Source organism: Roseibium album (assembly GCF_965233825.1).
Classification (GTDB): Bacteria; Pseudomonadota; Alphaproteobacteria; order Rhizobiales; family Stappiaceae; genus Roseibium; species Roseibium album.
In genome coordinates this window covers 1,955,542-1,977,936 of record NZ_OZ247583.1, presented here as the reverse complement: position 1 = coordinate 1,977,936, position 22,395 = coordinate 1,955,542, and the positions used below count along the sequence as shown (strand labels likewise).

Below are 22,395 nucleotides of genomic sequence, written 5' to 3'. Positions count from 1 at the left end.
GCTTTACAATCGAATACACGGTTGCGAGGCAAAATGGATTTCTCGGTACTTACAAAAAACTTCATTGAGTTAACCGGCGACGCCATTGCCATCGGGCATCTCGCGCCCGGCACAAAATCCGCGTGTCTTGTCCATGTAAACGAGGCATTCACTGAGCTCTTTGGCTACAGCTCGAAAGACATTCTCGGGCGGACAATGGACAGCTTTCACGATGGTGAAACCCTGCTTCCACCCGGCGCGAGCTTCAATCCCGATACAATCGTCCATCGACAGGCTTTTCTGAAAAAGATCAGTTTTGTGCACTTTGACGGCACGCCGGTCCGCACGAGTGTTTCGATCATCCTCCTTCCGAACCCGGACGCGGGAGGGCTGCTTGTCTGTGCAACCTACCGCAGTCTTGCCGACAACGAACAGTCGGAAGTGACCAAGACAGGCACCGCGGGAACTGTCGCTTCAACCGAAAAAGCAAGTTACCCGTCCGGCGAAAACGAAGCATCCGCAAACCGCTTGCTATCAGCGATAGATGACTATTCCGAACCGGTGGCGGTTTATGACAAGGAGATGCGCCTTTGCTTTTGGAACAAGGCGTTCGCGGCCTCGCTGACGGACCGACCGAACGAAATCGGAAGCGGATTGACTGTCGAGGAACTTTTGAGGATCGGTCTCAAAAACGGGAAGTTTCCAGCAGCCCGGGGCCAGGAAGAGGACTGGCTGAACCAACAACTTACTGACCTGTCGGAAGCAGTACCAGCATCGGATGTGGAAATTGACGGGAACGTTCACCAGCGTATTGTGCGCAGTCGGGCACACAACGGCGATTTGCTCGTCATGCGCTTCGATACCACCGAAATCGTTCGCCAAAGAATGGCTGCCGACCGCGTTCATGCCCGCCTCGTGGCAGCGCTGAACGCCTATCCGGACCCGATCGTGATCTACGACAAGGACCTGAACCTGGTCTGCTGGAACGACGGTTATGCGGCTTCAATGACGGATGATCCCGTTGATCTTTTCGAGGGGATGCATCTGAAGGAAGTGCTTCACACGGCCATTCGCCACGGGCGTTACCCTGATGCCATCGGACAGGAGGACGCCTGGGTAAGGGGCATAATGGCGGCCGATGCACTGGACCGTGACTGGCAGGATGTTGAACTGGACGGAGATATCCATCATCGCCTGCTCAGATCCCGTTCGTCCAATGGCGACTACGTCGTGATCCGGTTGAACTCCACGGAGCTCGTGCGTCAGAAACGGGCGGCCGAAGCCACGCAGGCAAGGCTGATTGCAGCCCTGAATGCATATCCGGCACCTTTCGTCATATATGACGCCGACGACTGCCTTGTCGTCTGCAATGACGCCTACCGCATGTCGATGGCCAACAATCCGGATGATCTGGAAGTTGGAATGCACCGCACCCATGTTGCCCGTATTGCAATACGCGCCGGAAAAATTGCCAACGCGATGGGCCGCGAACAAGAGTGGATGTCCAACGAGCACCAAAGCGTTGATGTCAGCAAACCGATGCAGGACCTCGAGCTTCCCGGAGATGTTCATCACAGAATTCTGCGGTCGCGCGTGGAAAACGGCGATCTGGTCATCTTACGTATCGACACAACAGAACTTGTTCGACAACGCCGTGCCGTGGAGGAATATTCCCGAAAACTGGAGACCGCGAACCAGGAAATTACCTACAAGGCATTGCATGATGACCTGACCGGTCTCGGCAACCGTCGGTTTCTTTCTTTGAAATTCGATGAGATGGTCAGAAAACGAAGTGTCGAAGGAGGAGAAATCGCAGCTCTTCACATCGACCTCGACCGGTTCAAGCAGATCAATGACACGATGGGCCACCTGGCGGGAGACGAGGTGCTTCTGGACATTTCGATGCGCATTCGCGACCAAGCCGCCCCCGAAGACATTGTCGCGCGCATCGGAGGAGATGAATTTGTTGTCCTTCTGAGTGTTTCGGGTGACGGAGACCGGCCGGAGAAACTTGCAAACATTCTGATCGCGACACTGTCACGCCCCATGCGTATCAACGACAAGGTGTGCCGTGTGGGCGCGTCAATCGGCTTGGCACGTACACCGCTCGCCGAAGTCGACCAACTGCTGACAAATTCCGACGTTGCACTCTACAAGGCAAAGCGGCGTGGTCGCGGTCAGCTCGGAATTTTCGATCGATCGGACCTTGAAGATTTACAGCACACCAAGGAAGTGGCAGATGATCTGCTTCTTGCCATTGAAAACGGTGATTTCGAACCGTTTTATCAGCCGCAGGTAAATGCGGTGACCGGACAGGTTGTCGGCATTGAAGCGCTGGCACGATGGCGTCATCCTGACAAGGGTGTTTTGGCACCGGCGGCCTTTTTGTCGGTTGCAACGGACCTGAATGTCGCTGCTGATATAGATCGGATCATTTTTGAAAAGGCGATCGCCGAATGCGAGCATGCATTCGGCGCGATGCCTCATCCGCTGTCGCTGTCCTTCAATGTCAGCGAAAACCGGGTCAATGACGGTGAAATCGACGCGATCCGCCGGCAGGTTCAGGCATATTCAGGCCAAATCAGTTTCGAGCTTCTTGAAACGATTTTCCTGGAGGAACAGGATGACGAATTCCTTTTCCGGCTCAATCAGCTGCGAGACCTGGGGATCGGTATCGAGGTAGACGACTTTGGAAGCGGGCGGGCGTCGGTTGTCGCGTTGCAGCGGATCAACCCGGAGCGGCTGAAGATCGACCGCCGCCTTGTTTCACTCGTCGCAGAGGGCAGTGGTGGTCTTCGATTGCTCCGATCGATCATCGAGATTGGTCATGCACTTGAAATGGGTGTCACGGCCGAAGGCGTTGAAACGCGAGAGCAGGCAGAGATCCTCGCCAAGCTGGGATGTGATCAACTGCAAGGCTTCCATTTCGCAAAGCCCATGGCGTTTTCTGATTTGATCAGGTTTCTGGAACTTCAACGCAGCTCCGTGGCGAGCGCTCGGGACGAACACCAGGCAAAGGCATCTTCGCGAACAACCTGAATTCGTTTATTGGCAATTTCCTGCATCAAACCTTGCCAGCTCGCCTCAAGGCCAACCGTTCTCGGTTTAAGGTATAAATTCCCGTCGCGACAATGATCAGTGCTCCGAGCCAGGTCCATGCATCGGGAAGCTGACCGAAGACGAGATAGCCGTAGATCGTGCCCCAGATCAAAAGCGAATACTGCAAAGGAGCGACAACGACGGCCTGGGCGGCGTCGAGGGCCATGATGACCAGGGTTTCTCCAAAGGCTGCCAGGACAGCCATCGCAACCAACAGGGCGATTTCAATGCCCGTGTCCGGCGTCTCCCAGACGAACAGCATTGGCACAGTCAGCAGCGCGCAGGATACGATGGCCGTGTAGGCGACTGTCGTCGCCGCACCGTCTCCTCCGGCAAGAATGCGCGACAGGATCTGTCGGAGTGCGAATGCGGAGGCGGCGATCACCAGCAGGCCTGCGGCGGGATGCAGGACACCGAGGCCGGGGCGGATCACAATCAGGGTACCGACAAAACCGATAATGACCGCCGTCCACCTGCGAATGCCGACCGGCTCGCGCAGAACCAGTGCGCCCAACACGGTCACCATGAAAGGCGCAACAAATGTTATGGCCACCGCATCGGCGAGCGGAACGAACTTAACTCCGATAATGAAGAGGGTCGCGGAAACAGCCGCAAGCGCGCCGCGCCCAATCTGCAGTTTCGGATTGGCTGAGACAAGGACGGACCGGCCTCTCAGGCCGACAAGAATAAACACCCCAATCAGCAAACCCAACTGGCGGCACCAAACGATCTGAAACGGATGGATCGTGTCAGTGAGAAACTTCGCCATTGTATCAACGGCGGAAAACATGAACATGCCGGTCGTCATCAGCGCGATACCGCGCATGGTATCGGCATGCCCCGGCCCAGGGCCCGATTGTCGTGTGCTTGATGTGGTTGTGATCTCGCGTCTCCATTGACCGGTCCGATCAATGGGCCGTCACGCAGTGTTATCCGCGCAAACGGTTTTCGTCCATGGCAACTTGCAAGAAGTGACCTTCAGCGTTCGCTCAGGACTTCTCGGGATGCCCCGGGAATTGTCTTGCACCATCACAGATTTCATACCAGGCGGGTTTTTCCGAAACAAATTCATGAAAGGCGTTACGAACGATAGGGTCGTCATCCAGACAATGCGCATTGATCGGAAAGGACGTTTCGGTAGAAAGCGGTTCTCCCAGAGAGGTCCCGCACCGGCGGCAAAAGGACCGGACATAGGTGAATGGCGCATCGGGCATCAAGCATTGAATGTCCGCCTCGCCGCTTATCAGTTCGAATTGCTCCCGACTGACGAATACGAAGGGTGTTGCACCCAGTTTCCGGCAGCGGGAACAATGACACGTTCCCATCATCGCGGGCATTCCCTCAATGGTGAAACGGACCGAACCGCAACAACAACTACCTGACAATTTCATGACCTGTTCTCCAGCGGGGTGGCGTTGCAGATCATTTAGCGACACTATGCTGACAGCGTGTTGTCAGCATAGTGTCAGCAGTATTTTTGCGAGGGTATATGAGGCGCGGCGACCGGCTGTTCGAACTGATCGAGATCTTGCGGCGGGCGCGGCAACCGATCTCTGCCTCTGCAATTGCGTCGGAACTGGAGGTCTGCAAACGAACGGTCTACCGCGACGTTGCAGCGCTCATTGCGCAGCGGGTACCGATCCGGGGAGAGGCGGGCGTCGGATATGTTCTGGAGGCCGGATTTCACATGCCGCCGCTGATGCTGACCCAGGACGAGATAGAAGCAGCAGTCCTTGGAGCGCAATGGGTGCGGACACGCGGTGAACCTGACATGCAGCGCGCCGCGGAAAGTCTCGTTGCAAAGATCGAGGCGATCGCGCCGGGCGACCTGCACAGTTTCTTTGCACGTCCTGCAACCGGTGTTGCGCCGGTTGATCCGCCTGAGGAAATACTATGTTCCTCAGAAATCAGAGCGGCCATCCGGCGACAAAAGAAAATCCGGCTGGAGTACGGAGACGACAGGGGCGAGATAACCGACCGGATCATCTGGCCGCTTCTGCTCGGATACCGGGATCAGGGCCGGATCATCGCTGCCTGGTGTGAATTGCGGGAAGGTTTTAGGTATTTCCGGACGGAACGGATAAAACGCGCGAAAATACTCGAAGAAAGCGTGCCAAGACGACTGGATCTGCTGCGTGCCGAATGGCATGTGGCAATGGCTGAAGAACGTCAGAATTTTTCAACTTCAGAACTTGAGGGAGCATTCCACCCGCCATCCGAAGAAGATTGAACTCAAAACAACATGCTATCCGCCGCACATGACGCTTCGTCACATGCGGCGGACAGCTGTCTCCGTGGCCTATCCCCGCAACCGGTGATGCAGGATGATCGGGACAGCCAGTTCCTCCTCGTCGGCAAGGTGCCGGTCGAGAAAAGTTTCTATTGTCCCGGCCAGACCATGAAGCCGGCCAGTTTCCTCGTGGGCCTGGTTTTCATCCAGATGGATCAGCTTGATCGCGCGGTTGGCCGTTCTCGTGAAGCTGTCCAGTACGTGATCAAGTTCCTGATGGTCCTTTTCAAGGATCTCAAGGCCCCTGTCGAACCTGGGGTCGGCGGCCGAAAGCTCCGGGAAATAATTCTTGTCTTCCCAGGTATGGTGGCCGTGCAGGTTTGCGACAAGTGCGTTGCCATAGTAGGAAAGGCGCCCGGCAAAATCGTCGGATGCACGGGATTTCTCCAGATAGAGTTCCGTTTCCCGGCGTACGAGTTCGCCAAGCCGCCGGAACATCTCATGTGCTCCGAGCCAGTGTCGGGTTTTTTCCCTGAAGCCCGGATGCGCTTCCCAGCTGTCGCGGGGATATTCGTCCAGAAGGACACGCATGGTCGCGGGCATGTCTTGCGTTCGGATGTCGAATTCCTGTGTCATCGCCATCTCCTTTCCGCAGCTATATCGGAACGGAGGCCGGACAATTCCAGCTGGCGAACTGCAATGCCGTTATGCGTCAGACGGTTGGCGGAGGTTCTTGCCAATATTCACATGCGGGACGCACAATACAACAAATTGGTTTTCGGCTGGTCGCAACATCAATTGGTTTTGCCTGACCGGGCAGTGGTTCAGTTCACGAAAGTGATCATCATCGGTTTGAATACGTGAGCACCGCGTTTCGTGCGTCATTGGCGTAATTGCATTTCAAAGCGAATTGGGGGTCTGACATGCCGTTCTACAGCCACCTGAAGAAAAGTCATCCGAGAGGGTCGGAAAAGGAAGAGCAGCGCAAGCGCACGATCCGAGGAATTCGACGTCTGCGAGATGCCTTGGCCGATCACTTCCCCGCAGGCACCGACCGGACAAAAACACTGCGTATCGGCACGTGGAACATCCGCGAGTTCGGCAACACCAAATATGGCGGCCGCGACAGCTATGAGCCGCTTTACTACATGGCAGAGATCATCTCGAACTTCGACATTGCCGCCATTCAGGAAGTGCGCGACAACATGAAGGAGTTTTTGTACCTGCTGGACATTCTGGGGCCGGACTGGAGCTACATTGCCACCGATGTGACCGATGGCGGTGCCGGCAATGGTGAGCGCATGGTCTTCGCCTACAACAAGAACAGGGTCCATTTCCGTAACATTGCCGGCGAATTGACGTTGCCTGAAGGCGAAAAGGTGCTTGCCAGTTTCGGAGAACGCATCCGGCTGGAAAACGGCATTGCGCTTCAAATGCCGGCAGGGACGGATCTTTCCGGCGTTTATGATGCAAGATCCGACAAGAAGAGCAGCGGGTCGATCAAGCTTGCTCAGGACGTCGAGATCCCGCTGCCCGATGGAACGTCGCTGGTGCTGCCCGACGGGAGCGCCCTGGCAGTTACGCGCGGCACGGAGGTGACAAGACCGCCGGGAACACGCGGTCAGGTGAATGTCAGAGTTCCGCAAGGCAGGGTCGAGGGCAAGGACTTCAGGTTACGCTTTCCCGGCGAGGCACTGGACCAGAGTTTCAAGCAATTCGCCCGGACACCCTATATCGTCAGTTTCCAGGCAGGCTGGCTGAAGATCGACCTTGCCACCGTGCATATCTACTTCGGCGACAATGAAGACGAGAGACTTCTCGCGCAGCGCAAACGTGAAATTCTGCAGCTCACCGAATCTCTCGGCGACAGGGCTTCGAAGGAATTGAAAAAGAACCCCGACAATTCCGTGATCACGGCTGTTCTCGGCGACTTCAACATTATCAGCCCGCAGCACCAAACAATGGAGGCCCTGGAGCAAAACGGATTTGTCGTCCCCGAGAAAATTCGCGCGATTCCGGGGTCGAATGTCGACAAGTCCAAAGCCTACGATCAGATCGCCTTTTGGGAGCCGCGGCGCAATCGCGGCTACGCGCGCGTTGAAGTGCTGGATGCGAACGTCTTCGATTTCTTTGAACATGTCTACCGCCTGGACGAGCGCGATATTTATCAACCGGAACGCACCGAGGGCTCGTACAAAACCTGGCGAACCTACAAGATGAGCGACCATCTACCGATGTGGGTCGAACTGGTCAGCGATTTTTCCGATGCTTATATCGATGTCTGCGAAGCCACCGAGCCCACGGATTGAGAAAGCCGGTTGCCGAAAGATGTCAGTCGGTCAGCTACCAGACGGTCTTGTTGCGGCGGCTATTGCCGTGAACATCCTGCGAAAACCTGACGTCCGTTCAACCGCCACGACGAGGTTTCCTGGTCACGAGGAAGATCGCGATGAGGATTGCGCCGAGAGCTGCAAGCTGGTGCGTCATGATCGTTTCGGAAAGAACAGTTGCGCCGATCAGCGCGCCGCCGACGGGAACTGCGAAGTTGACCTGTGACATCCGCGTCGCGCCGAGACGCGGCACGAGCTGGAAATAGATCAGCGTCGCAAGTGCCGTCGAAAACAACCCGAGATAAATGACTGCCCCCACCGCTGTAGCGGTCAACTCGATATCCGTCGGGTTTGCCCCCGAAAGTACCATCATGCCGATCATTGCACCTGCAGCAACAATCGTGGAGCCTGTTGCCATTTCCAATGGCGGGCGTTTCACAAATCGCCTGACGTAGATTGTTGTCACGCCGTAACAAAGCGCTGCTGCGAGGATCGACAATTGTGCCGGAAGGTCTCCGCCAAGGTCAGTCAGCGCGCCCGGCCCGACAAGAAGAATGATACCGGCGACCCCGCATACCAGGCCAAGGACAATTCGGCGCGTCAGATGTTCGTCGGCAAACACGATCGATGCCATGAAAACCGTCGTCACCGGGGCGATACCCATGAGGATGGAAGCCAGGGCACTGTCGACAGTCTGCTCCCCATAGGAAATCAGCAGAAACGGAATGGCACTGCCCATCAGGCCGCTGACGGCATAGTGCTTCCAGTCTTCCGGTTGCCGCGACAATGGCATCCTGTTCATCTTCAGGATTGCATAAAGGACAAACGCGCCGATCGACAGTCGCCCGGCGACGAGAATGACAGGATCGAAGGATTGAACGCCAACCTTGATCGCCGTGTAGGAGGAACTCCACAGGGCGGCGAGGACAATCCAGAGAATGATGTCGGCGGGACTTGCTTTTTCTTTCAATACTTCGCTCCATCCTGCTACTATATTCGTAGCATACATTGCTACTCTTTTCGTAGCAAGGAAAAACCGGAGACGGCATGACCGAAACAAAGACCGACCTCAAGATCCCCAGACCCGGAACCCCTGTACGCGGTTCAAAATCGGGGCAACCGATCATGGTGCTCTTCGACCTGATAGGACGACGCTGGTCCATGGGCATCCTGTGGAATCTCAGCGATGGAAATCGTACGTTCCGCGACCTGCAGGACAGGTGTGGATCCGCTTCCCCAAGCGTTCTGAACACACGCCTGAAGGAGCTTCGTGCCGCGGGCCTGATCTACAACGCCGAGAAAGGGTACGCTCTGACGGAGGACGGGCGGCAGCTTTTTGAGAGGTTGGAGCCGCTCGGTGACTGGGCGGCGGGCTGGGTTGAAAAGCTGCAATAAGGGGCATCGAAGCATCACTCCTGGCGAAACCCAATTCACGAAGGTCTGAAAATTTTTCAATCCGCCTTGTTCTGAACACTGTTTTCGTATACGCACGTGCAATCGATTTTGCTTGTTGGACTTTGTGACTGCGCAGTTCTCTGCGACCTGAACGATCTTCCCTATCAACGTCGACCTAACCGCTGCATCGTGCAATTTGTGCTTTGCGCATAACCCACGACCGATTGAAAGGAAATCGTAATGACCATCGGTACCGTAAAATTCTTCAATGCGACCAAAGGCTTCGGCTTCATCCAGCCGGAAGACGGCTCTTCTGACGTTTTCGTCCATATCTCTGCTGTTGAGCGTGCAGGCATCCAGTCTCTCGTTGAAGGCCAGAAGATCAGCTTCGAAGTTGTTCAGGATCGCCGCTCGGGCAAATCTGCCGCGGACAATCTTCAGGAAGTCTGATTTCGCGCCTCGATCCCTGACTCCACACGCGTGGCCACAGGGATGCGAAGATGTTTGGAAAGGCCGGGAAATTTCCCGGCCTTTCTGGTTTTTGCCGCCGATAAAGGAGCAATCATGCCTTCCGACGATGCCATGCGACCGAAAAGGGAATCCGCCGAAAGCAAGGCGGAGACAACCAAACGCGTCTCGCAGGAATTAACGCGAGCAGCGACCGAACGGCGAGAAGCCAAGACCGCAAAGCTCAGGGCGGCACGGCTTGCCCAGGAGGAAAGCCAGCAGGAACAGCCGATCGTAAAAAGCCGCCGCAAGACGCCTGACACCAGCGGCAGCAAGTAAGATCCACCTGAACGGGTCCTTTTCATCCGTCGTCTTCGTGCCCGGTGCATGTGCCAGCCCAATCGACAGCGGTTTCAATCAGGACGCCGGTATTTACCGGATCAGTATGGGATTCTATCTTTCGATCGGCATTCCGACCATGCTGCCCCATTCCGTCCAGGAACCGTCATAGACACGAACATTTTCAAATCCCAGCAACTCGGTCATCGTGAAGCTCGCAAGAGTGGCCCGATGTGCCAGACGGCAGTAGGAAATGACGGGCGTGTCAGGCGATCCGACGTGCTTGCCAACCATCTCTCGTATCTCCGCATCACACCTGAAGGAGGTATCCTTGTTGAGCAAGCTGTCAAAGGGCAAGTGTTTTGCCCCCGGAATACGCCCGTAACGTTCCGCGCCCACGTCGGGCTTGCCGGGCAGCCCGACCCGTTCACCGGAAAATTCCTCCATCGACCTGTGATCGAGGATCACTGAACCCGCTCTACCGATCGCTGCCAGCACATCATCGCGACCTGCCCGCATGTGTCCAGATCTCGCCGCTCCATGATACCGTGCGGATGTTGTGTTCGGTTCATCTTGTGTGAGTGGCCGACCTTCCGCGCACCACTTGACCTTGCCCCCGTCAAGCATCCTGACGTCGGCGTGTCCAAGCAACTTGAATACCCACCAGGCATACGTTCCGAACTGGACCGGCGCACCATAGAACACCACGATGGATTGCGCCGATATTCCAGCCGCACCGAGACGCGCCGCGAATTCGGCGTTTGAGGGGAATTCACGTTCGAACGGATCCCAAAGTGCCGTCTTCCAATTCCACCCAAGCGCCCCTGGTATATGACCTGCTTGATAATCGCGTCGTCCATCCCAATTGATTTCAATCAGGCAGACCCTCGGGTCGGACAGGTTCCGCGCAATCCATTCCGTGTCGACCAAGGACGTCATCACAAGCTACTCCGCAGTGTTCCAACAATTTGGATTGGCTGGTCGACAATGGCACAGAGCCCGGTGTCAGTCGGAATCCTTTCGATCCAGTCTGAAGCCGAGTTTGACGCCGACCTGGAAATGGCCGACAGACCCGTCGCTGTTCACGTGACCGCGGATTTCCGTGACTTCGAACCACTCAAGATTGCGAATGCTTGTGCTGGCAGCGCTTATGGCATTGCGTACCGCCTGATCGATCGACTCGGGCGATGAGCCGTATACTTCGGTTACCGGATAGACGTGGTCCATGCTTTCCTCCCTGAAACGTCCAAAATGCTGCACCAGCGCGCAGAAGCGGCGCTGCCATCTGATCGTGACACATGCCGGGACGCTTGTCAGGCAAGGGGCTGCACCACGTGGATGTTTGGCAAAGAGAGCAGCAATCCGGCAATTCGAACCCATCGAATTCCGAGCCATTCGAAACCGCAGGAAATTTGGCCGGTATTGCCTGACCGAAATTCGGCCAACGGAGAAATCCTAAAGGAAATCCACCTTTCCGGTGGTGATGTCATAAACGCCGGCAACGGACGTCAGTTTGCCGGAACCATGCAAGCCAGCCAGAACAGGCTCCGACGCCGCTGCTTTTTCGGCATTCAGCCTGGCATTCTGGCTGATGACCGCTGACAGAAGATCCACCGGTTTTTCAGGCATGACGTCGTAAACAGCCGGGCGAATGGCATCGACCAAGTTGGGCAGGTGACCCATTGGAAGTTCCCTGTCCTCTACGGATCTGATCGTCGCATCGACTGCACCGCACGAGGAATGCCCAAGGACGACGATGACCTGGACACCGAGGACAGCTGCACCGAATTCCAGACTGGCCAGGCCGTCATCGTTGATGAAATTTCCCGCAACGCGAACAACGAAGATGTCGCCCAGTCCCTGATCGAAAATGATCTCCGGGGCGACGCGAGAGTCGGAACAGGCAACAACTGCGGCAAAAGGTTTTTGACCTGCCGAACGTTTGGCTCGGTCGACAGAATGATCGGTGTTAACCGGAGCATTGGCGACATAACGGGCGTTGCCTTCCTTGAGCCGCTGCAACGCTTCGCGGGGTGTTGCCGGTGGCGTGGTGCCTGTTGCGGTTTCGGTCACCTGCGCAAGAGCTGCCGGTGATAACAACGCCCCGGCGCCTGCAATACCAGCCGCAAACATACCCCTGCGGCTGATGCCGCCTTCAGCACTGCTCTTGCACATAGAAGTTTTCCTTTCGAATCGCGGCGAAAAGTTATCGCCGCCTGGCACTCAATTGCCTCAATGGCCTGTCCGGATGGGCGGCCTGAAGAAGAAGCGACGCGACCGAGCAGTCACGCTCGTGACGGTTCTCGCAGGCACAACCATAAAGGTGTACGAATTTAGAAATTGTTGCGAAGGCTGGCACAAGAACCACTTCTCGGCCAGGGATCTCAAGTCGTGGAATTTGCGTCCGTTGAAGAAATGGTTCCCGGCGGCAAAAAACAAAATTAAACTTGCTTAATCTAGGCGTGTTTCATCTATCAATCAGCAAGCGTCGAAGGCTCCAGTAAATCGACACTTCAACAGAGCCTTGACCTGGTTCCTTCGTCGATCGTCGCGGTTGTCAAAACACCTGCATTCGTGCAGTCGCAAATCCGGATGGAACCGCGCGCCAGAGGCCCGGCATAAAGGCGCCGAATGTTGAACGGTTTCAGGCCCACAATTGCGTCCCGATGCCGTACCCGGATCTGATTCAATTTGGCCTGAGGCCTATTGCTCGACCAGTTGCATGGATTTCACGACCCAGGAGCCGTTCTCAAGGCGCATTTGCGCCGAACCGACCAGTCCCTCGATCGGCAGACTGAATTTGACGGTTCCATCGGCGTTATCAAGCTCCAGCATCGAAACGATCAGATTGGCCCTTGCAGGATCGGGTGCCGTTCCGCGTTTCAGGAAAACAGATGGAACACCGAGGTCGATCCCGGCAAACGCCTCGACGCCAACGCCTTCCGGCAGATTGACCTGCAACGGAAATCTTTCGTCGATTTCAGGATGCATGAAAGCCTGAACTCTCGGATCGCCAATAACGATTTGGAGTGCTTTGGATTGGTTCGTCACAACAGAGTCTCCTTTTGCGGAAGGCATTTCGGTCACGATGGACGCCCAGATGGACATACCGGCAACGAGGCACCTCGATACAAAGCGCGACGCGGGTCTCATCCTTCCGTGTTCCGTCCATAAACCGCCTGTTCGAAGAGCTCTCCCTCTTCGCCCGGATAATCGACCCCGTCCTGGTCATCGCCCCAGTGCACCAGCTCATGCAGAATGGTAACGCCGACGCGCGGCATGCGCTGGCCGGCCGCATTTCTGGTAAATGCCAAGTGAGCCGGTGTGCCGTTTTCATAGGCAGTCACCAGGATCTCGTTCAAACGGATTTCGTTCGAGCTGCTATTCGGTGTGAATTCACCGTTGATGAATGATCCCGCTGGAGACGCGATTGCAGTGATGTTGAGTGTCGGCTGATTTCCCCATGCCAGTGCACGGCGCAAGGTCGTGCTGTTCATTTGCGCATACCTGCGGAACGCGCGCCGCATCGATGCGATGTTGGCAATGGAGGGTAAACTTCTGCGGACATACCGCGTGAATCTTGGATATCTGGTTTGGTCGGCGGCACTGATAATCATTTTGCTTCCTTCTCAAATGATCGCTCACACAACACGCCTCCCAGTATAAACTCGAATTGAGTGCTAAACTGTGATGTTTTGCACACAATTCTCATTCATGCTTTTCTTTTTTTGATAACAACTTAGATAGATTTTATTTTTCTCCACTTCTTACTTAAACGAAGAAATGGTAACTGAATTTTTTCTTATAAAATCAGATTTGACGCCATCTGAACTGAACTCGGAAAAGTTCAGCAGAAAATTTTTAGGCACGGTTTATTGAAAACAGTATGCGAGGGATGGACAACTGGCGCGTTGTTGTTAGCTCCGCCCACCATTGCTGAAATTGCACTTTTCCCGCATTCTTCTTCAGTCCTCAAGTATAACATGCGGGACAAAGCGGGAGAGATCCTGAGTAATCGGATGACGATCCTCACGGATGCAGATGCCTGATGCGAGACCTCCTACGATCCAGGAACCGATCATGACATAGTCCTCGCCAAACTTCGGCGGTTCCTGGTAGGCCTGCAGTATATGCCCTTCTTCACCATAATGCCCCGGGGTCGACAACTCGGCGTCGTCCACACCACGTATCGTGATGTTGGCGCCTTCCCGGCTGTAAAAGGGTTTTCGAACGTGCGGCATGTCCAGTATCGTCTTGTCGGCCACCTCTTCGAAACAGGCTGGCAAAAGATTTGGATGACCGGGAAACATTTCCCAAAGCAACGGCAGAATCGCTTTGTTCGAAAGGACAGCTTTCCAGGGTGGTTCTATCAGCTGTACAGGTGCCCCCGGCAAATATGGTCCGTATTCCTCGCGGAACATATCCTCGTACGGGTAGAGTTTGAACAGCGCCTCAATAACGTGCTCATCGTTGTCCGCAAACCGTCCATCGGCGTCAACGCCTATTTCCTCGACGGCGACAAAGTGTGGATTCAAACCAGCCTGACGAGCACAATCTTCCAGATAGCGAACGGTTGCCCGGTCTTCATCCTGATCCCTGGTCGACGCAAAATGAATGTGATAGCCGGGAGCAAACATGGCCGCAAACCGCTCAATGAGCCTTTCCTGTACCGAATTGAACTGGTCGGCTTCAGTCGGCAGCTCGCCGGCAGAAATCTGGTCTTCCAGCCACATCCACTGGAAAAAACCGGTTTCATAAAGCGCTGTCGGTGTGTCGGCATTGAACTCCAGCAGCTTCGCCGGGCCACTACCGTCATAGAAAAAGTCAAACCTTCCGTAGAGCGAAGGTTCCGAGGCTTCCCAGGAGGCTTTGATCCAGCCGTGATACTCTTTCGGAATGGCAATCTTTGTCAGGAGTTCTTCATCACGGACGACACGGTCCACGAGATCCAGGCACATGCGGTAAAGATCCTGGGACGGATCTTCCAGATCTTCCTCAATTTCAGAAAGAGAGAGCACGTATGCCCGGCTTTCGTCCCAATATGGAGCACCATACATGGTGTGAAAGCCGAACCCGAGCCGTTCAGCCTTTTCTTTCCAACCAGGTCTTTCCGGAATTGATATCCGTCTCATGTGATGGCGATCGGGGCGTCAAAGTTTTTCAAGCAATGCTCTCACGTCGTTTCGACCCGGGTTTTCCAAAGCCTTGATCTTGGCTTCAAGATCCGCTCCGCTTTCCAACCGTGCTTCTTCGTCTGCTGCTTCCAGAATGGCCTGTTGCTCAGCCTGACGCTGCTCAAGACGCGCCAGGCTGTCAACAGCGCCAGCAAGTTTGCCATCAGAAGCAGTCGTGTTCGTGGATGCTGCCTTTTGCGCCTTGATCAGTGCTTCATTCGCCTTGGCACTTTCCATCTTGCGCTGCAGGGTTTCGATTTTGCTTTCCGACTGTCGAATGGAGCTGTCCATCCGTTCTTCGGTCGCCTTGTATTGGTCGAACAGCGCCTGATCCGCCTCTACCTTGTCACGAAGCTTCAAAATGCTCTCGACAATCTCAATGGCCAACGGCTCATCGCCTTGCGATTTTGCGGTGCGGGCAGCTTCCGTTCGACGCTCGATTTCCCCCAACAATTCCGAAACCGACTTTTCCTTGAGCTTCCGGTTGGCAGACATGCGCGCCTTTTCGTCCTTGGCAGCTGCAATCGCCTGCCGGGCCTCGCGCACCTCTTGCTCAAGGATCGTCATCAGGTTCGCGTCCTGAACGGCTTCAGCCGCATTGCTGGCATGGCCTTTGAAAGCCGTGATCAATTTGCCCCAAACACTCATGTCTCAACTATCCCGTTCCAACCAATCAGCAGATCTCAAACGACGCCGGCCCTTGGCCCGACATCAGCTGCCAGTTCCAGGGCACTATTGGCGATCGTGCGCAGTTCCGTCTCCACCGAGTTCAGCGTCGAGCGGACCGACATTGCTCCAAAGAGCTCATAATACTCCTTGCCGTCGACTTCATCGATAGATAGAGCGCAAAGCGGCAGCAGTTTTTTGTGATTGCGAAGCATCATGGCTTCAAACGCAGCCGGGTCATCCTGTAGATCCCTTGGCCACAAGACGGTTGTCGTCAGGATCTGCGTTTCACCGACCGTCAGAAACAGAGTGATTTCACCAGCTGAACGAAGTTGCACTTCCAGAACATCAGGCTGGGTCTCGCTCAATGCGCAATGGACTTCGTTTTCCGCGAACGAAGCGGACCGTTCGAGGGCCTCTTTCAGTTCGTGCAATGTCCATGGGATTTGCCGCGCGCTCATTCTTTGGCCTCCAGTTAATGGCCAGGCCTTCAACCCAGCATCGAACAAGTAGAAGTGATGCAGGCTGGTTTCAAGCGATTTTTCGCCATGGAGGTTCGATTTGACAAGCCTCCGCCCTCTGGTCAAATTACCAATGCGATTCAACCGGGGGCAGAATCCATCCGTGCCAATATTGCAGCTACTTATTTCGCGAGTTTATCAGCATGTTCTTGAGCTGAAGCTCTGGCTACTGACAACGCTGATCTGCGCTTATCTGATCATCTCGTGGGCGCTGTTTCTGCTTGCGGGCGAGACCGGCCTGACTGGTAATCCGCTTACATTCATCTATTTCGCGGCGACCACGGCATCGACCGTCGGCTATGGCGATCTGTCGCCGGAGACCGAAGCCGGACGCATGGTCGCAGCTTTCTGGTTTTTTCCCGGTGCCTTGTTGATTTTCTCAGCTGTTCTTGGCCGGCTGACAGGTGTCCTAGTCGAAGGAGTGAGACGTATGGCCGACGGAAACGGTAACTTTGAACGCGTGCAAGGCGCCACCGTCATTGTCGGATACCATCGCGACAAGACCCCTCTCATGGTGGAGAACCTGATTGCCGGGCAGGATGGTGATGAAAAAATCATTCTTCTGGCAACCTCCAAAAACATCGAAATCCCCGAGGGTGTCCGGTTGATCCGTGCCGAACGGCTTGACGCTCTCCAGTCTCTCAAACGCGCCGCAATTGCCGGGGCACAAAAAGTCCTGGTCTATGCCGGCACCGACGCCGAGACCTTCAATACCTGCCTTGCCATCCGGGAATTGAACAGCGAAGTTCATATCGCCGCCTATTTCGAAGACCGCGACACCGCACGCCGTTCCGGCAAACTTGCGAACATTGAGCCGGTTGTTTCGAACGCCTGCGAGTCCCTTGTGCGTGCCGCGCAAGATCCAGGTTCCGGGCAGATACTCATGGCTCTTTCAACCGCCGGATTCGGGGCGACAATCTACTCCGCAATTGTCGAAGCCGATAAACCGACCGGAACGTCCATGCTTGAACAATCGTTGCGCGGGTCCGACGGCACACTGATTGCGGTCTCCCAACCAGACGACAAGGAATTTGTGTTCCGGCCATTTCCAAAGGAACTCAATTCAGGAGGCTCAATTTATTATCTTGCCAACAAGCGACTGAGCGCTGACGACATTTCCAAAGGCCTGGAGGGATCAAATGTTCGGATCTCTGTTTAAGCGGTCAAAGGATTGGCTGCCATCTGAAATCCTGGGCCTCACAATCGGGCGCGGCATCACATTCGATCCAATCGCTCTTCGGTTGCTGCCGGATGAAACCCTCATGGAAAAACCCGACACCACGCTGATGATCGCTGCACAGGGACACTGTGACCTTGGCGAGCAATCGCATATGCATCGCTTTTATCCGGATGATGATCGGTTCCTGATCCAGTTCCAAGGTGGAGATGGCAATGCCGACAATCGCGTCGACGAAATCATGCTTTGGTACTTTTATGATGTTCAGTATCCTTCCGGCGAGGCGGAATGGAGCAAGTGCAAGAACAACATCCGCCAGAAGAACTACAGCTTGTCGCGTGGTGGTGAGAATATCGGTTTCGAGCGCGCTTGGTTCGACACTTCGACCTCGCCTGAAGATCCGATGACCTATTGGGAAGAAATCTGCGACGACCGTTCCGGCGGGGGACGGCGCCGAATTTTTCAGACTGCAATGTTGTTCGCCCGCCAGCTCAAAGACGGCCGGGACGAAATGTTACTCATCAACATGGAAGAACCTGAAAACGCGGAGCGGAGCGTCGCATTCATGATCGGGTTTCCGCTCGAACAGCACAATTTTTCTGTCTAAGTCACATTACCGGAGATCAAAATGGCCGACCTACAGGCATCTCTATCAGGCATCGTTCCCTTCATCGCGTATTTCATTGCCGCAATCGTCATGCTGCTGGTTTTCATGAAAATTTACACCATCATGACGCCCCACGACGAGATGGCGCTGATCAAGGACAACAACGTGGCAGCGTCACTGGTCTTCAGTGCCGCCTTTGTCGGCTTTTCACTACCGCTCGCAAGCGCCGCCGCCAACTCGGTCAATATCGTCGACTTCATTATCTGGGGCATCATCGCCTGTGTTGCACAGTTGATCGCCTATCAGGTTTTCCGACGCTTCTACCCCAAGATCACTTCCCGTATCGAAAAAGGTGAAATTGCCATCAGCACGAAGCTCGCAGCGATCTCCATTACGGTGGGATTGCTCAACGCTGCTTGTATTACTTATTGATCGACTTCGAATTGGCTCACACGGAGGCCAGCACAATGCCCCTTCTGCTTACCAATTTCATCAGGCCGATTTGACGGTCAGGAGATTTTCTATGAAACGATCCAAATCGATCAAACTGGTTGTCATGGCAACGACGACAGCAACGCTAGCGGGCTGTTCGCAGGAACCCGACCTGGAAGGTCGCGTTTACAAGACCGAGTCCGAATGTGTGGCAGACAGCTATATCTCGGATGACGTCTGCGTTAGCGCCATGAAAACCGGCATCAACATTCACGAGAATTCTGGCCCACGATACGAATCGATGAGCCTTTGCAGCGACCAGCACGGCAACAATGCCTGTGTCGGGGAGTCTTCCAACGGCAGATCGTATTTTTCACCGATCCCGGCAGGATACTTCCTCGCCGGCGCATTGACGGGCGCAATCACGAACGATCTTCTTCGTTCCAATGTTCGCCCGGTTTACCCGGAACGTGGCAGCAAGCGTTATTATACTTCAGGCGGTTACTATGTCGGAAGTTACGGCGGCGGAAGCTGGCGGACATACAATGACGCAGTCAAATCGCCTCCTAAACCCGCCAAAGTGCAGACACGCACGTCCGTCGCCTCGCGCGGTGGTTTCGGCAGTCGCTCCAGTTCCGGATCGAGGGGCGGCTGATTTGCCTGCCGCCGAACATCAGACAAGCATGGCGGCCGGGAAACAGTCCTCTAACTGGCAGAAACTCACATGACCGCCCTGGTGTGTATGTGCATGATGCGTATCGTGGCCAATTGAACGTCGCAAAAGAGACTGCAGATCTCGGTCACAGACGGGTTCTGCTCGCCACTATCCGGATTGTGGGTGGTGCGATCGAAACTGACCTTGATCGGGTCCAAGGCGGTCAAATGCTTACGGATCCAGCTATAGCGACGGGTCTGCATCGTGTCTTCACGGGGAAATCCGCCGGTTGGTGAGACCGGACAATCTGTTTTTCGAAAACCATCAGGGCTACGCATTGCATGGCGCTGCGTCGATTTCGGGCGGGTGCCGGACGATGCGCGCCGGCCTGTAGAGTATTCCTAGAAAATCGGTGGCGCGAACTGAAAGACGCGCCAGACAAAAGAGACGCGATTGCGGCATCCGCACTTTTCGAACATGGACTTCATTTGTGACTTGATCGTCTCGGGACTGACGTCGAGTTCGAGAGCGATTTCCTTGTTGGTCAGTCCTTTGAGGACAAAGTCGACCAGCCGATGTTCGGCAACAGTCAACCTGTAGGCACCGGCAACGACGTCCGATTTTATCTTCATGGGTTTCTGCGGATCGATCAGGGTGACGAGCGCTCCGGCCAGATTTCGCTCCAGTTCCATTTCGGCGTCCCTGAGCGGAGAAACGACCGCGACCAAAGCTGCTTTGCTGCTCTTGCGAGCGATCTGAATGATCCGCCCGGCTTCATCATTTTCACCGACAGCGGTTCCGGCCAGGCATCAGGCGGCATCTTTCAATGCCGCCTCCGCTTCCGCCGCAAAGCATGAAACGACCTTGTCCGGCCCGACAGACAGTCCATCACCTTCGGCAAGGACCTGTGACGCAGCGCTGTTCTTGAGAATGATTTCCCCCGCTTCGGTCAGAATGAGTATGCCCGTGTCGATCTTGTCGAGAACAGCCAAGGCAGCGTCGTACCGGCGCCGAAGCTCGACGGTGAACCGGTTCAGTTCAACGGCCTTCGATAGATGCGGCCCAAGCTGGTTCACAACCTCTGCCGCCTGTTGCGGGACCGCTGCGTCACATTGCCGGCCGTACAGAAATATTGCACCCCTGAATGTGTTTGGATCATCGGAAAGGTTCACCAGGGCTCGACGTAAAAACCCGGCGCGGATCCCGAGTCGCACTTCCGGTCGGGCTTGATAGCTTTCGTCCAGTTGCCAGATGTCCGTGTCGAGCACGACTTCAAACGGATCCGCACGGTGAGTGGCTCCAAGACCTTCCTGATCATAATTCGACCCTCGACCGTCTGCCAGGAGTTGATTGTATTCAGCGAGGATATCGGCGGCAGCGTGGAGTGCGGAATTGGTTTCGTTCAATGCAAAATTCACCTGACTCAAATTCGAGAATTCGTAGAGCATCGCTCCGTTTGCTCCCATGGATCGGGCGCACATATCGAGCGCATTGCGCCAATGGTCGTTCGAAAACGCCGCATCGTAAATAGATATGAGCGTGCTCGGGGTCATTGTCCCGGAAAATGGTCTGCCCTTCATCGGTCCCTTTCTGATGTCGAAAACATTTCGGGGTCCAACTCCGTCTATGCAGGGAAATATTTCAATCACATCACGCGTTTTAATTTGCTTACAATTATCCAATGACAACAATTCGTCAAATTTCTCCAAGTTGTGACGTCAATATTCACACTTGAAAACTGCACATCACATTTGTGAACACACGTCTACCGGAATAACGCCTAGTCATCGCGCCGCCTGGTTCCGGGAAATACTACGACGAAGAAGACAGAGCGCGTATGACGGCTCGGCTGGTGCCGGAGCCTGCAAAAGTTTCTTAAGGGAAAGGGTTACCTGGTGCCTGGCCCGTAGCGCTGAAAATGCCGCTGTCATGAACACCCTGACAAGCCCGTCGGCAACGGGGTGTCAGCCGAGCCCCAGGAACCACTGAATGATGAACGCGTTCGCCAGATCGACAAAAAATGCGGAAATCAGCGGCAATACGATGAAAGCAAGCGGAGACGGCCCATAGCGCTGCGTCACCGCCTTCATGTTTGCAATTGCGGTGGGGGTCGCACCGAGTGCAAAACCGGCGAAACCGGCCGACAGGACGGCTGCAAAATAATTGCGCCCCATGACCCTGAAAACGACCAGCACTATGAAAACGGTCGCCGCAGCCGCCTGCAGCAGCATGGTCACGGCAAGCACACCCGCGCTGCCGGCAAGGGTCCAGAGCTCCATGCTCATCAGCGACATGGACAGGAACACCGAAAGACTGAACTCGTTGATGAGATCCATCGACTGGGTTCCGGCCGGGGCCCTTGCCTTCCTGAATATGAGCGGAACAACATTCGACAGGACAATGCCCGAGATCAGGCATGGCACGAACAACGGCAGCTTTAGTCCGGCTGCCAAGAGGCTTTCATGGGCCGAGTAGCCGATGACGATCGCAACATGGATCCAGAGGATGCAGCGCATGATTTCAACGTGGTTGATCGCTGAACGGGTCTCGTCGGTCGCCGCCGCCTCGTGCGGTTCGTCCGCATCCTCGCCATCGGACGCCGTCAAGCCGTTCTTCGTGATCAGATACTTTGCAATCGGACCACCAAGAATGCTCGCCAGAATAAGCCCGACGGTCGCGGAGGCAATGCCAAGTTCGGCTGCACCGGCCACTCCGTACTGGGAGGCGATCGTGGGACCCCAGGCAATCGCCGTTCCGTGACCGCCGATCAGGGAAGCCGTGCCCAGAAGGACACCGGACTGGGACGGCATGCCGAAAAGCAGTGCCCCGGCTGCACCAACGCCATTTTGAACGAGCATGAACACCAGGGTCAGTGCGAGCATGACCGCGAGGATCGGCCCGCCACGTGCCAGATCGGAAACCCTCGCATTCAATCCAACCGTTGTGAAAAAATAGACCAGCAGAAAGTCGCGGACCGAGAGGTCGTATTCAATCGTGCGACCGGTAGCAACCACGATCACCAGAGCGCAAAACGCAGCCGCCAGACCTCCGCTCACGGGCTCGGGAATGCTGTAGGAGGAAAGTAGCGAAAACCGCTTGGTGAGCTTTGCTCCGAGGAAATAGACGATGATGCCCAATGTGAACGCTGCAAAACTGTCAATGACGATCGGATCGGCAGCGGTGGTCACATCCATGAATTTCTCCAATACCCGGCAATCTCACAACACAGGATGGGCAAGTATGTCGCGCCCGGAAGCCCTTGAAAACGCATCGTAAGCTGAAAAGCAGTGTCAAACCAAGCGTGTTCTGGGTTCTGATCGTCGTGGTAACATGAACAAATGGCC

26 protein-coding genes are annotated in these 22,395 nt (G+C 55.2%); 10 read left to right on the top strand and 16 right to left on the bottom strand.

Annotated features, from left to right (window positions below):
• Positions 1-33 precede the first annotated feature (33 nt).
• Complete coding sequence (locus ACO6TI_RS09255) at positions 34-3,018, top strand: EAL domain-containing protein (RefSeq protein WP_422384803.1); 2,985 nt, start codon at positions 34-36, stop codon at positions 3,016-3,018.
• Positions 3,019-3,043: 25 nt separating this feature from the next.
• On the opposite strand, the gene ACO6TI_RS09250 is transcribed toward ACO6TI_RS09255, so the two are convergent.
• Both ACO6TI_RS09250 and ACO6TI_RS09245 read right to left on the bottom strand, forming a co-directional pair.
• Positions 3,044-3,904 carry a DMT family transporter gene (locus ACO6TI_RS09250; RefSeq protein ID WP_422384802.1) on the bottom strand — a complete coding sequence of 287 codons (861 nt, stop codon included), beginning with the start codon at positions 3,902-3,904 and terminating at the stop codon, positions 3,044-3,046.
• Between the two features lie 163 nt (positions 3,905-4,067).
• Complete coding sequence (locus ACO6TI_RS09245) at positions 4,068-4,469, bottom strand: GFA family protein (protein ID WP_422384801.1); 402 nt, start codon at positions 4,467-4,469, stop codon at positions 4,068-4,070.
• A gap of 98 nt (positions 4,470-4,567) precedes the next feature.
• Here ACO6TI_RS09245 and ACO6TI_RS09240 point away from each other — a divergent pair, with 98 nt between their 5' ends.
• The gene (locus tag ACO6TI_RS09240) at positions 4,568-5,308 is read left to right on the top strand and encodes a helix-turn-helix transcriptional regulator (RefSeq protein ID WP_196878239.1); all 741 of its coding nucleotides are present in this window, start codon (positions 4,568-4,570) and stop codon (positions 5,306-5,308) included.
• A 69-nt stretch (positions 5,309-5,377) separates the two neighbouring features.
• On the opposite strand, the gene ACO6TI_RS09235 is transcribed toward ACO6TI_RS09240, so the two are convergent.
• Entirely contained in the window at positions 5,378-5,944 is a 567-nt protein-coding gene (locus tag ACO6TI_RS09235) for a hemerythrin domain-containing protein (RefSeq protein ID WP_055119804.1), read from the bottom strand.
• A gap of 287 nt (positions 5,945-6,231) precedes the next feature.
• On the opposite strand from ACO6TI_RS09235, the gene ACO6TI_RS09230 reads away from it, so the two are divergent.
• Positions 6,232-7,617: an endonuclease/exonuclease/phosphatase family protein gene (locus ACO6TI_RS09230; RefSeq protein ID WP_104701482.1), complete on the top strand. Its 1,386-nt coding sequence runs from the start codon at positions 6,232-6,234 to the stop codon at positions 7,615-7,617.
• A 97-nt stretch (positions 7,618-7,714) separates the two neighbouring features.
• Here ACO6TI_RS09230 and ACO6TI_RS09225 read toward each other — a convergent pair whose 3' ends face one another.
• Positions 7,715-8,608 carry a DMT family transporter gene (locus ACO6TI_RS09225; RefSeq protein ID WP_208992838.1) on the bottom strand — a complete coding sequence of 298 codons (894 nt, stop codon included), beginning with the start codon at positions 8,606-8,608 and terminating at the stop codon, positions 7,715-7,717.
• 77 nt (positions 8,609-8,685) lie between these two features.
• Here ACO6TI_RS09225 and ACO6TI_RS09220 point away from each other — a divergent pair, with 77 nt between their 5' ends.
• The 3 genes from ACO6TI_RS09220 (at position 8,686) to ACO6TI_RS09210 (ending at position 9,819) form a co-directional block, all read left to right on the top strand.
• On the top strand, positions 8,686-9,033 hold the full coding sequence (locus ACO6TI_RS09220; protein WP_196891764.1) for a winged helix-turn-helix transcriptional regulator: 348 nt from the start codon (positions 8,686-8,688) through the stop codon (positions 9,031-9,033).
• 240 nt (positions 9,034-9,273) lie between these two features.
• Positions 9,274-9,483 carry a cold-shock protein gene (locus ACO6TI_RS09215; RefSeq protein WP_029064322.1) on the top strand — a complete coding sequence of 70 codons (210 nt, stop codon included), beginning with the start codon at positions 9,274-9,276 and terminating at the stop codon, positions 9,481-9,483.
• A 114-nt stretch (positions 9,484-9,597) separates the two neighbouring features.
• Positions 9,598-9,819 carry a hypothetical protein gene (locus ACO6TI_RS09210; RefSeq protein WP_196898545.1) on the top strand — a complete coding sequence of 74 codons (222 nt, stop codon included), beginning with the start codon at positions 9,598-9,600 and terminating at the stop codon, positions 9,817-9,819.
• 114 nt (positions 9,820-9,933) lie between these two features.
• Here ACO6TI_RS09210 and ACO6TI_RS09205 read toward each other — a convergent pair whose 3' ends face one another.
• The 8 genes from ACO6TI_RS09205 to ACO6TI_RS09170 all read right to left on the bottom strand — a co-directional run bounded on the left by ACO6TI_RS09205 (position 9,934) and on the right by ACO6TI_RS09170 (position 16,120).
• Positions 9,934-10,758, bottom strand: coding sequence for a rhodanese-like domain-containing protein (locus tag ACO6TI_RS09205; protein WP_108873343.1), 825 nt, complete (start codon positions 10,756-10,758; stop codon positions 9,934-9,936).
• 66 nt (positions 10,759-10,824) lie between these two features.
• Positions 10,825-11,046 carry a dodecin gene (locus ACO6TI_RS09200; protein WP_055119462.1) on the bottom strand — a complete coding sequence of 74 codons (222 nt, stop codon included), beginning with the start codon at positions 11,044-11,046 and terminating at the stop codon, positions 10,825-10,827.
• 228 nt (positions 11,047-11,274) lie between these two features.
• On the bottom strand, positions 11,275-11,994 hold the full coding sequence (locus tag ACO6TI_RS09195; protein WP_422384800.1) for a carbonic anhydrase: 720 nt from the start codon (positions 11,992-11,994) through the stop codon (positions 11,275-11,277).
• Positions 11,995-12,522: 528 nt separating this feature from the next.
• Positions 12,523-12,870, bottom strand: a complete 348-nt coding sequence (locus tag ACO6TI_RS09190) for a hypothetical protein (protein ID WP_196878236.1) — start codon at positions 12,868-12,870, stop codon at positions 12,523-12,525.
• Between the two features lie 98 nt (positions 12,871-12,968).
• Positions 12,969-13,436, bottom strand: coding sequence for a hypothetical protein (locus tag ACO6TI_RS09185; protein WP_029064315.1), 468 nt, complete (start codon positions 13,434-13,436; stop codon positions 12,969-12,971).
• Between the two features lie 348 nt (positions 13,437-13,784).
• Positions 13,785-14,951: a glutathionylspermidine synthase family protein gene (locus tag ACO6TI_RS09180; RefSeq protein ID WP_196998868.1), complete on the bottom strand. Its 1,167-nt coding sequence runs from the start codon at positions 14,949-14,951 to the stop codon at positions 13,785-13,787.
• 18 nt (positions 14,952-14,969) lie between these two features.
• Positions 14,970-15,641: a PspA/IM30 family protein gene (locus tag ACO6TI_RS09175; protein ID WP_055119451.1), complete on the bottom strand. Its 672-nt coding sequence runs from the start codon at positions 15,639-15,641 to the stop codon at positions 14,970-14,972.
• Positions 15,642-15,676: 35 nt separating this feature from the next.
• On the bottom strand, positions 15,677-16,120 hold the full coding sequence (locus ACO6TI_RS09170) for a YjfI family protein (RefSeq protein WP_055119449.1): 444 nt from the start codon (positions 16,118-16,120) through the stop codon (positions 15,677-15,679).
• A 163-nt stretch (positions 16,121-16,283) separates the two neighbouring features.
• Between ACO6TI_RS09170 and ACO6TI_RS09165 the strand changes: the two genes are divergently transcribed.
• The 4 genes from ACO6TI_RS09165 to ACO6TI_RS09150 all read left to right on the top strand — a co-directional run bounded on the left by ACO6TI_RS09165 (position 16,284) and on the right by ACO6TI_RS09150 (position 19,051).
• A complete protein-coding gene (locus ACO6TI_RS09165; protein ID WP_055119798.1) occupies positions 16,284-17,339 on the top strand; it encodes a potassium channel family protein in 1,056 nt (351 codons plus the stop codon).
• Positions 17,320-17,964 carry a DUF2491 family protein gene (locus ACO6TI_RS09160; protein ID WP_282045374.1) on the top strand — a complete coding sequence of 215 codons (645 nt, stop codon included), beginning with the start codon at positions 17,320-17,322 and terminating at the stop codon, positions 17,962-17,964. The genes ACO6TI_RS09165 and ACO6TI_RS09160 overlap by 20 nt, the downstream gene beginning before the upstream one ends.
• Before the next feature lie 21 nt (positions 17,965-17,985).
• Positions 17,986-18,396, top strand: a complete 411-nt coding sequence (locus ACO6TI_RS09155; protein WP_055119444.1) for a DUF350 domain-containing protein — start codon at positions 17,986-17,988, stop codon at positions 18,394-18,396.
• A 91-nt stretch (positions 18,397-18,487) separates the two neighbouring features.
• On the top strand, positions 18,488-19,051 hold the full coding sequence (locus tag ACO6TI_RS09150) for a DUF1190 domain-containing protein (protein WP_108873339.1): 564 nt from the start codon (positions 18,488-18,490) through the stop codon (positions 19,049-19,051).
• Positions 19,052-19,116: 65 nt separating this feature from the next.
• On the opposite strand, the gene ACO6TI_RS09145 is transcribed toward ACO6TI_RS09150, so the two are convergent.
• From ACO6TI_RS09145 to gltS, 4 genes are all read right to left on the bottom strand, one after another.
• A complete protein-coding gene (locus ACO6TI_RS09145; RefSeq protein WP_422384799.1) occupies positions 19,117-19,314 on the bottom strand; it encodes a hypothetical protein in 198 nt (65 codons plus the stop codon).
• A 138-nt stretch (positions 19,315-19,452) separates the two neighbouring features.
• Positions 19,453-19,743 carry a helix-turn-helix transcriptional regulator gene (locus ACO6TI_RS09140; protein WP_422384798.1) on the bottom strand — a complete coding sequence of 97 codons (291 nt, stop codon included), beginning with the start codon at positions 19,741-19,743 and terminating at the stop codon, positions 19,453-19,455.
• A gap of 117 nt (positions 19,744-19,860) precedes the next feature.
• Positions 19,861-20,631 carry a hypothetical protein gene (locus tag ACO6TI_RS09135; RefSeq protein ID WP_422384797.1) on the bottom strand — a complete coding sequence of 257 codons (771 nt, stop codon included), beginning with the start codon at positions 20,629-20,631 and terminating at the stop codon, positions 19,861-19,863.
• Positions 20,632-21,015: 384 nt separating this feature from the next.
• Complete coding sequence (gene gltS, locus ACO6TI_RS09130; protein WP_422384796.1) at positions 21,016-22,245, bottom strand: sodium/glutamate symporter; 1,230 nt, start codon at positions 22,243-22,245, stop codon at positions 21,016-21,018.
• Positions 22,246-22,395 lie beyond the last annotated feature (150 nt).

Excerpts from the sequence above, each read along its gene's own strand:
- ACO6TI_RS09255 (WP_422384803.1), top strand. The coding sequence starts at position 34 with ATGGATTTCTCGGTACTTACAAAAAACTTCATTGAGTTAACCGGCGAC.
- ACO6TI_RS09250 (WP_422384802.1), bottom strand. The coding sequence starts at position 3,904 with ATGCGCGGTATCGCGCTGATGACGACCGGCATGTTCATGTTTTCCGCC.
- ACO6TI_RS09245 (WP_422384801.1), bottom strand. The coding sequence starts at position 4,469 with ATGAAATTGTCAGGTAGTTGTTGTTGCGGTTCGGTCCGTTTCACCATT.
- ACO6TI_RS09240 (WP_196878239.1), top strand. The coding sequence starts at position 4,568 with ATGAGGCGCGGCGACCGGCTGTTCGAACTGATCGAGATCTTGCGGCGG.
- ACO6TI_RS09235 (WP_055119804.1), bottom strand. The coding sequence starts at position 5,944 with ATGACACAGGAATTCGACATCCGAACGCAAGACATGCCCGCGACCATG.
- ACO6TI_RS09230 (WP_104701482.1), top strand. The coding sequence starts at position 6,232 with ATGCCGTTCTACAGCCACCTGAAGAAAAGTCATCCGAGAGGGTCGGAA.
- ACO6TI_RS09220 (WP_196891764.1), top strand. The coding sequence starts at position 8,686 with ATGACCGAAACAAAGACCGACCTCAAGATCCCCAGACCCGGAACCCCT.
- ACO6TI_RS09215 (WP_029064322.1), top strand. The coding sequence starts at position 9,274 with ATGACCATCGGTACCGTAAAATTCTTCAATGCGACCAAAGGCTTCGGC.
- ACO6TI_RS09210 (WP_196898545.1), top strand. The coding sequence starts at position 9,598 with ATGCCTTCCGACGATGCCATGCGACCGAAAAGGGAATCCGCCGAAAGC.
- ACO6TI_RS09205 (WP_108873343.1), bottom strand. The coding sequence starts at position 10,758 with ATGACGTCCTTGGTCGACACGGAATGGATTGCGCGGAACCTGTCCGAC.
- ACO6TI_RS09200 (WP_055119462.1), bottom strand. The coding sequence starts at position 11,046 with ATGGACCACGTCTATCCGGTAACCGAAGTATACGGCTCATCGCCCGAG.
- ACO6TI_RS09195 (WP_422384800.1), bottom strand. The coding sequence starts at position 11,994 with ATGTGCAAGAGCAGTGCTGAAGGCGGCATCAGCCGCAGGGGTATGTTT.
- ACO6TI_RS09185 (WP_029064315.1), bottom strand. The coding sequence starts at position 13,436 with ATGATTATCAGTGCCGCCGACCAAACCAGATATCCAAGATTCACGCGG.
- ACO6TI_RS09180 (WP_196998868.1), bottom strand. The coding sequence starts at position 14,951 with ATGAGACGGATATCAATTCCGGAAAGACCTGGTTGGAAAGAAAAGGCT.
- ACO6TI_RS09175 (WP_055119451.1), bottom strand. The coding sequence starts at position 15,641 with ATGAGTGTTTGGGGCAAATTGATCACGGCTTTCAAAGGCCATGCCAGC.
- ACO6TI_RS09170 (WP_055119449.1), bottom strand. The coding sequence starts at position 16,120 with ATGAGCGCGCGGCAAATCCCATGGACATTGCACGAACTGAAAGAGGCC.
- ACO6TI_RS09160 (WP_282045374.1), top strand. The coding sequence starts at position 17,320 with ATGTTCGGATCTCTGTTTAAGCGGTCAAAGGATTGGCTGCCATCTGAA.
- ACO6TI_RS09155 (WP_055119444.1), top strand. The coding sequence starts at position 17,986 with ATGGCCGACCTACAGGCATCTCTATCAGGCATCGTTCCCTTCATCGCG.
- ACO6TI_RS09150 (WP_108873339.1), top strand. The coding sequence starts at position 18,488 with ATGAAACGATCCAAATCGATCAAACTGGTTGTCATGGCAACGACGACA.
- ACO6TI_RS09145 (WP_422384799.1), bottom strand. The coding sequence starts at position 19,314 with ATGCAGACCCGTCGCTATAGCTGGATCCGTAAGCATTTGACCGCCTTG.
- ACO6TI_RS09140 (WP_422384798.1), bottom strand. The coding sequence starts at position 19,743 with ATGGAACTGGAGCGAAATCTGGCCGGAGCGCTCGTCACCCTGATCGAT.
- ACO6TI_RS09135 (WP_422384797.1), bottom strand. The coding sequence starts at position 20,631 with ATGAAGGGCAGACCATTTTCCGGGACAATGACCCCGAGCACGCTCATA.
- gltS (WP_422384796.1), bottom strand. The coding sequence starts at position 22,245 with ATGGATGTGACCACCGCTGCCGATCCGATCGTCATTGACAGTTTTGCA.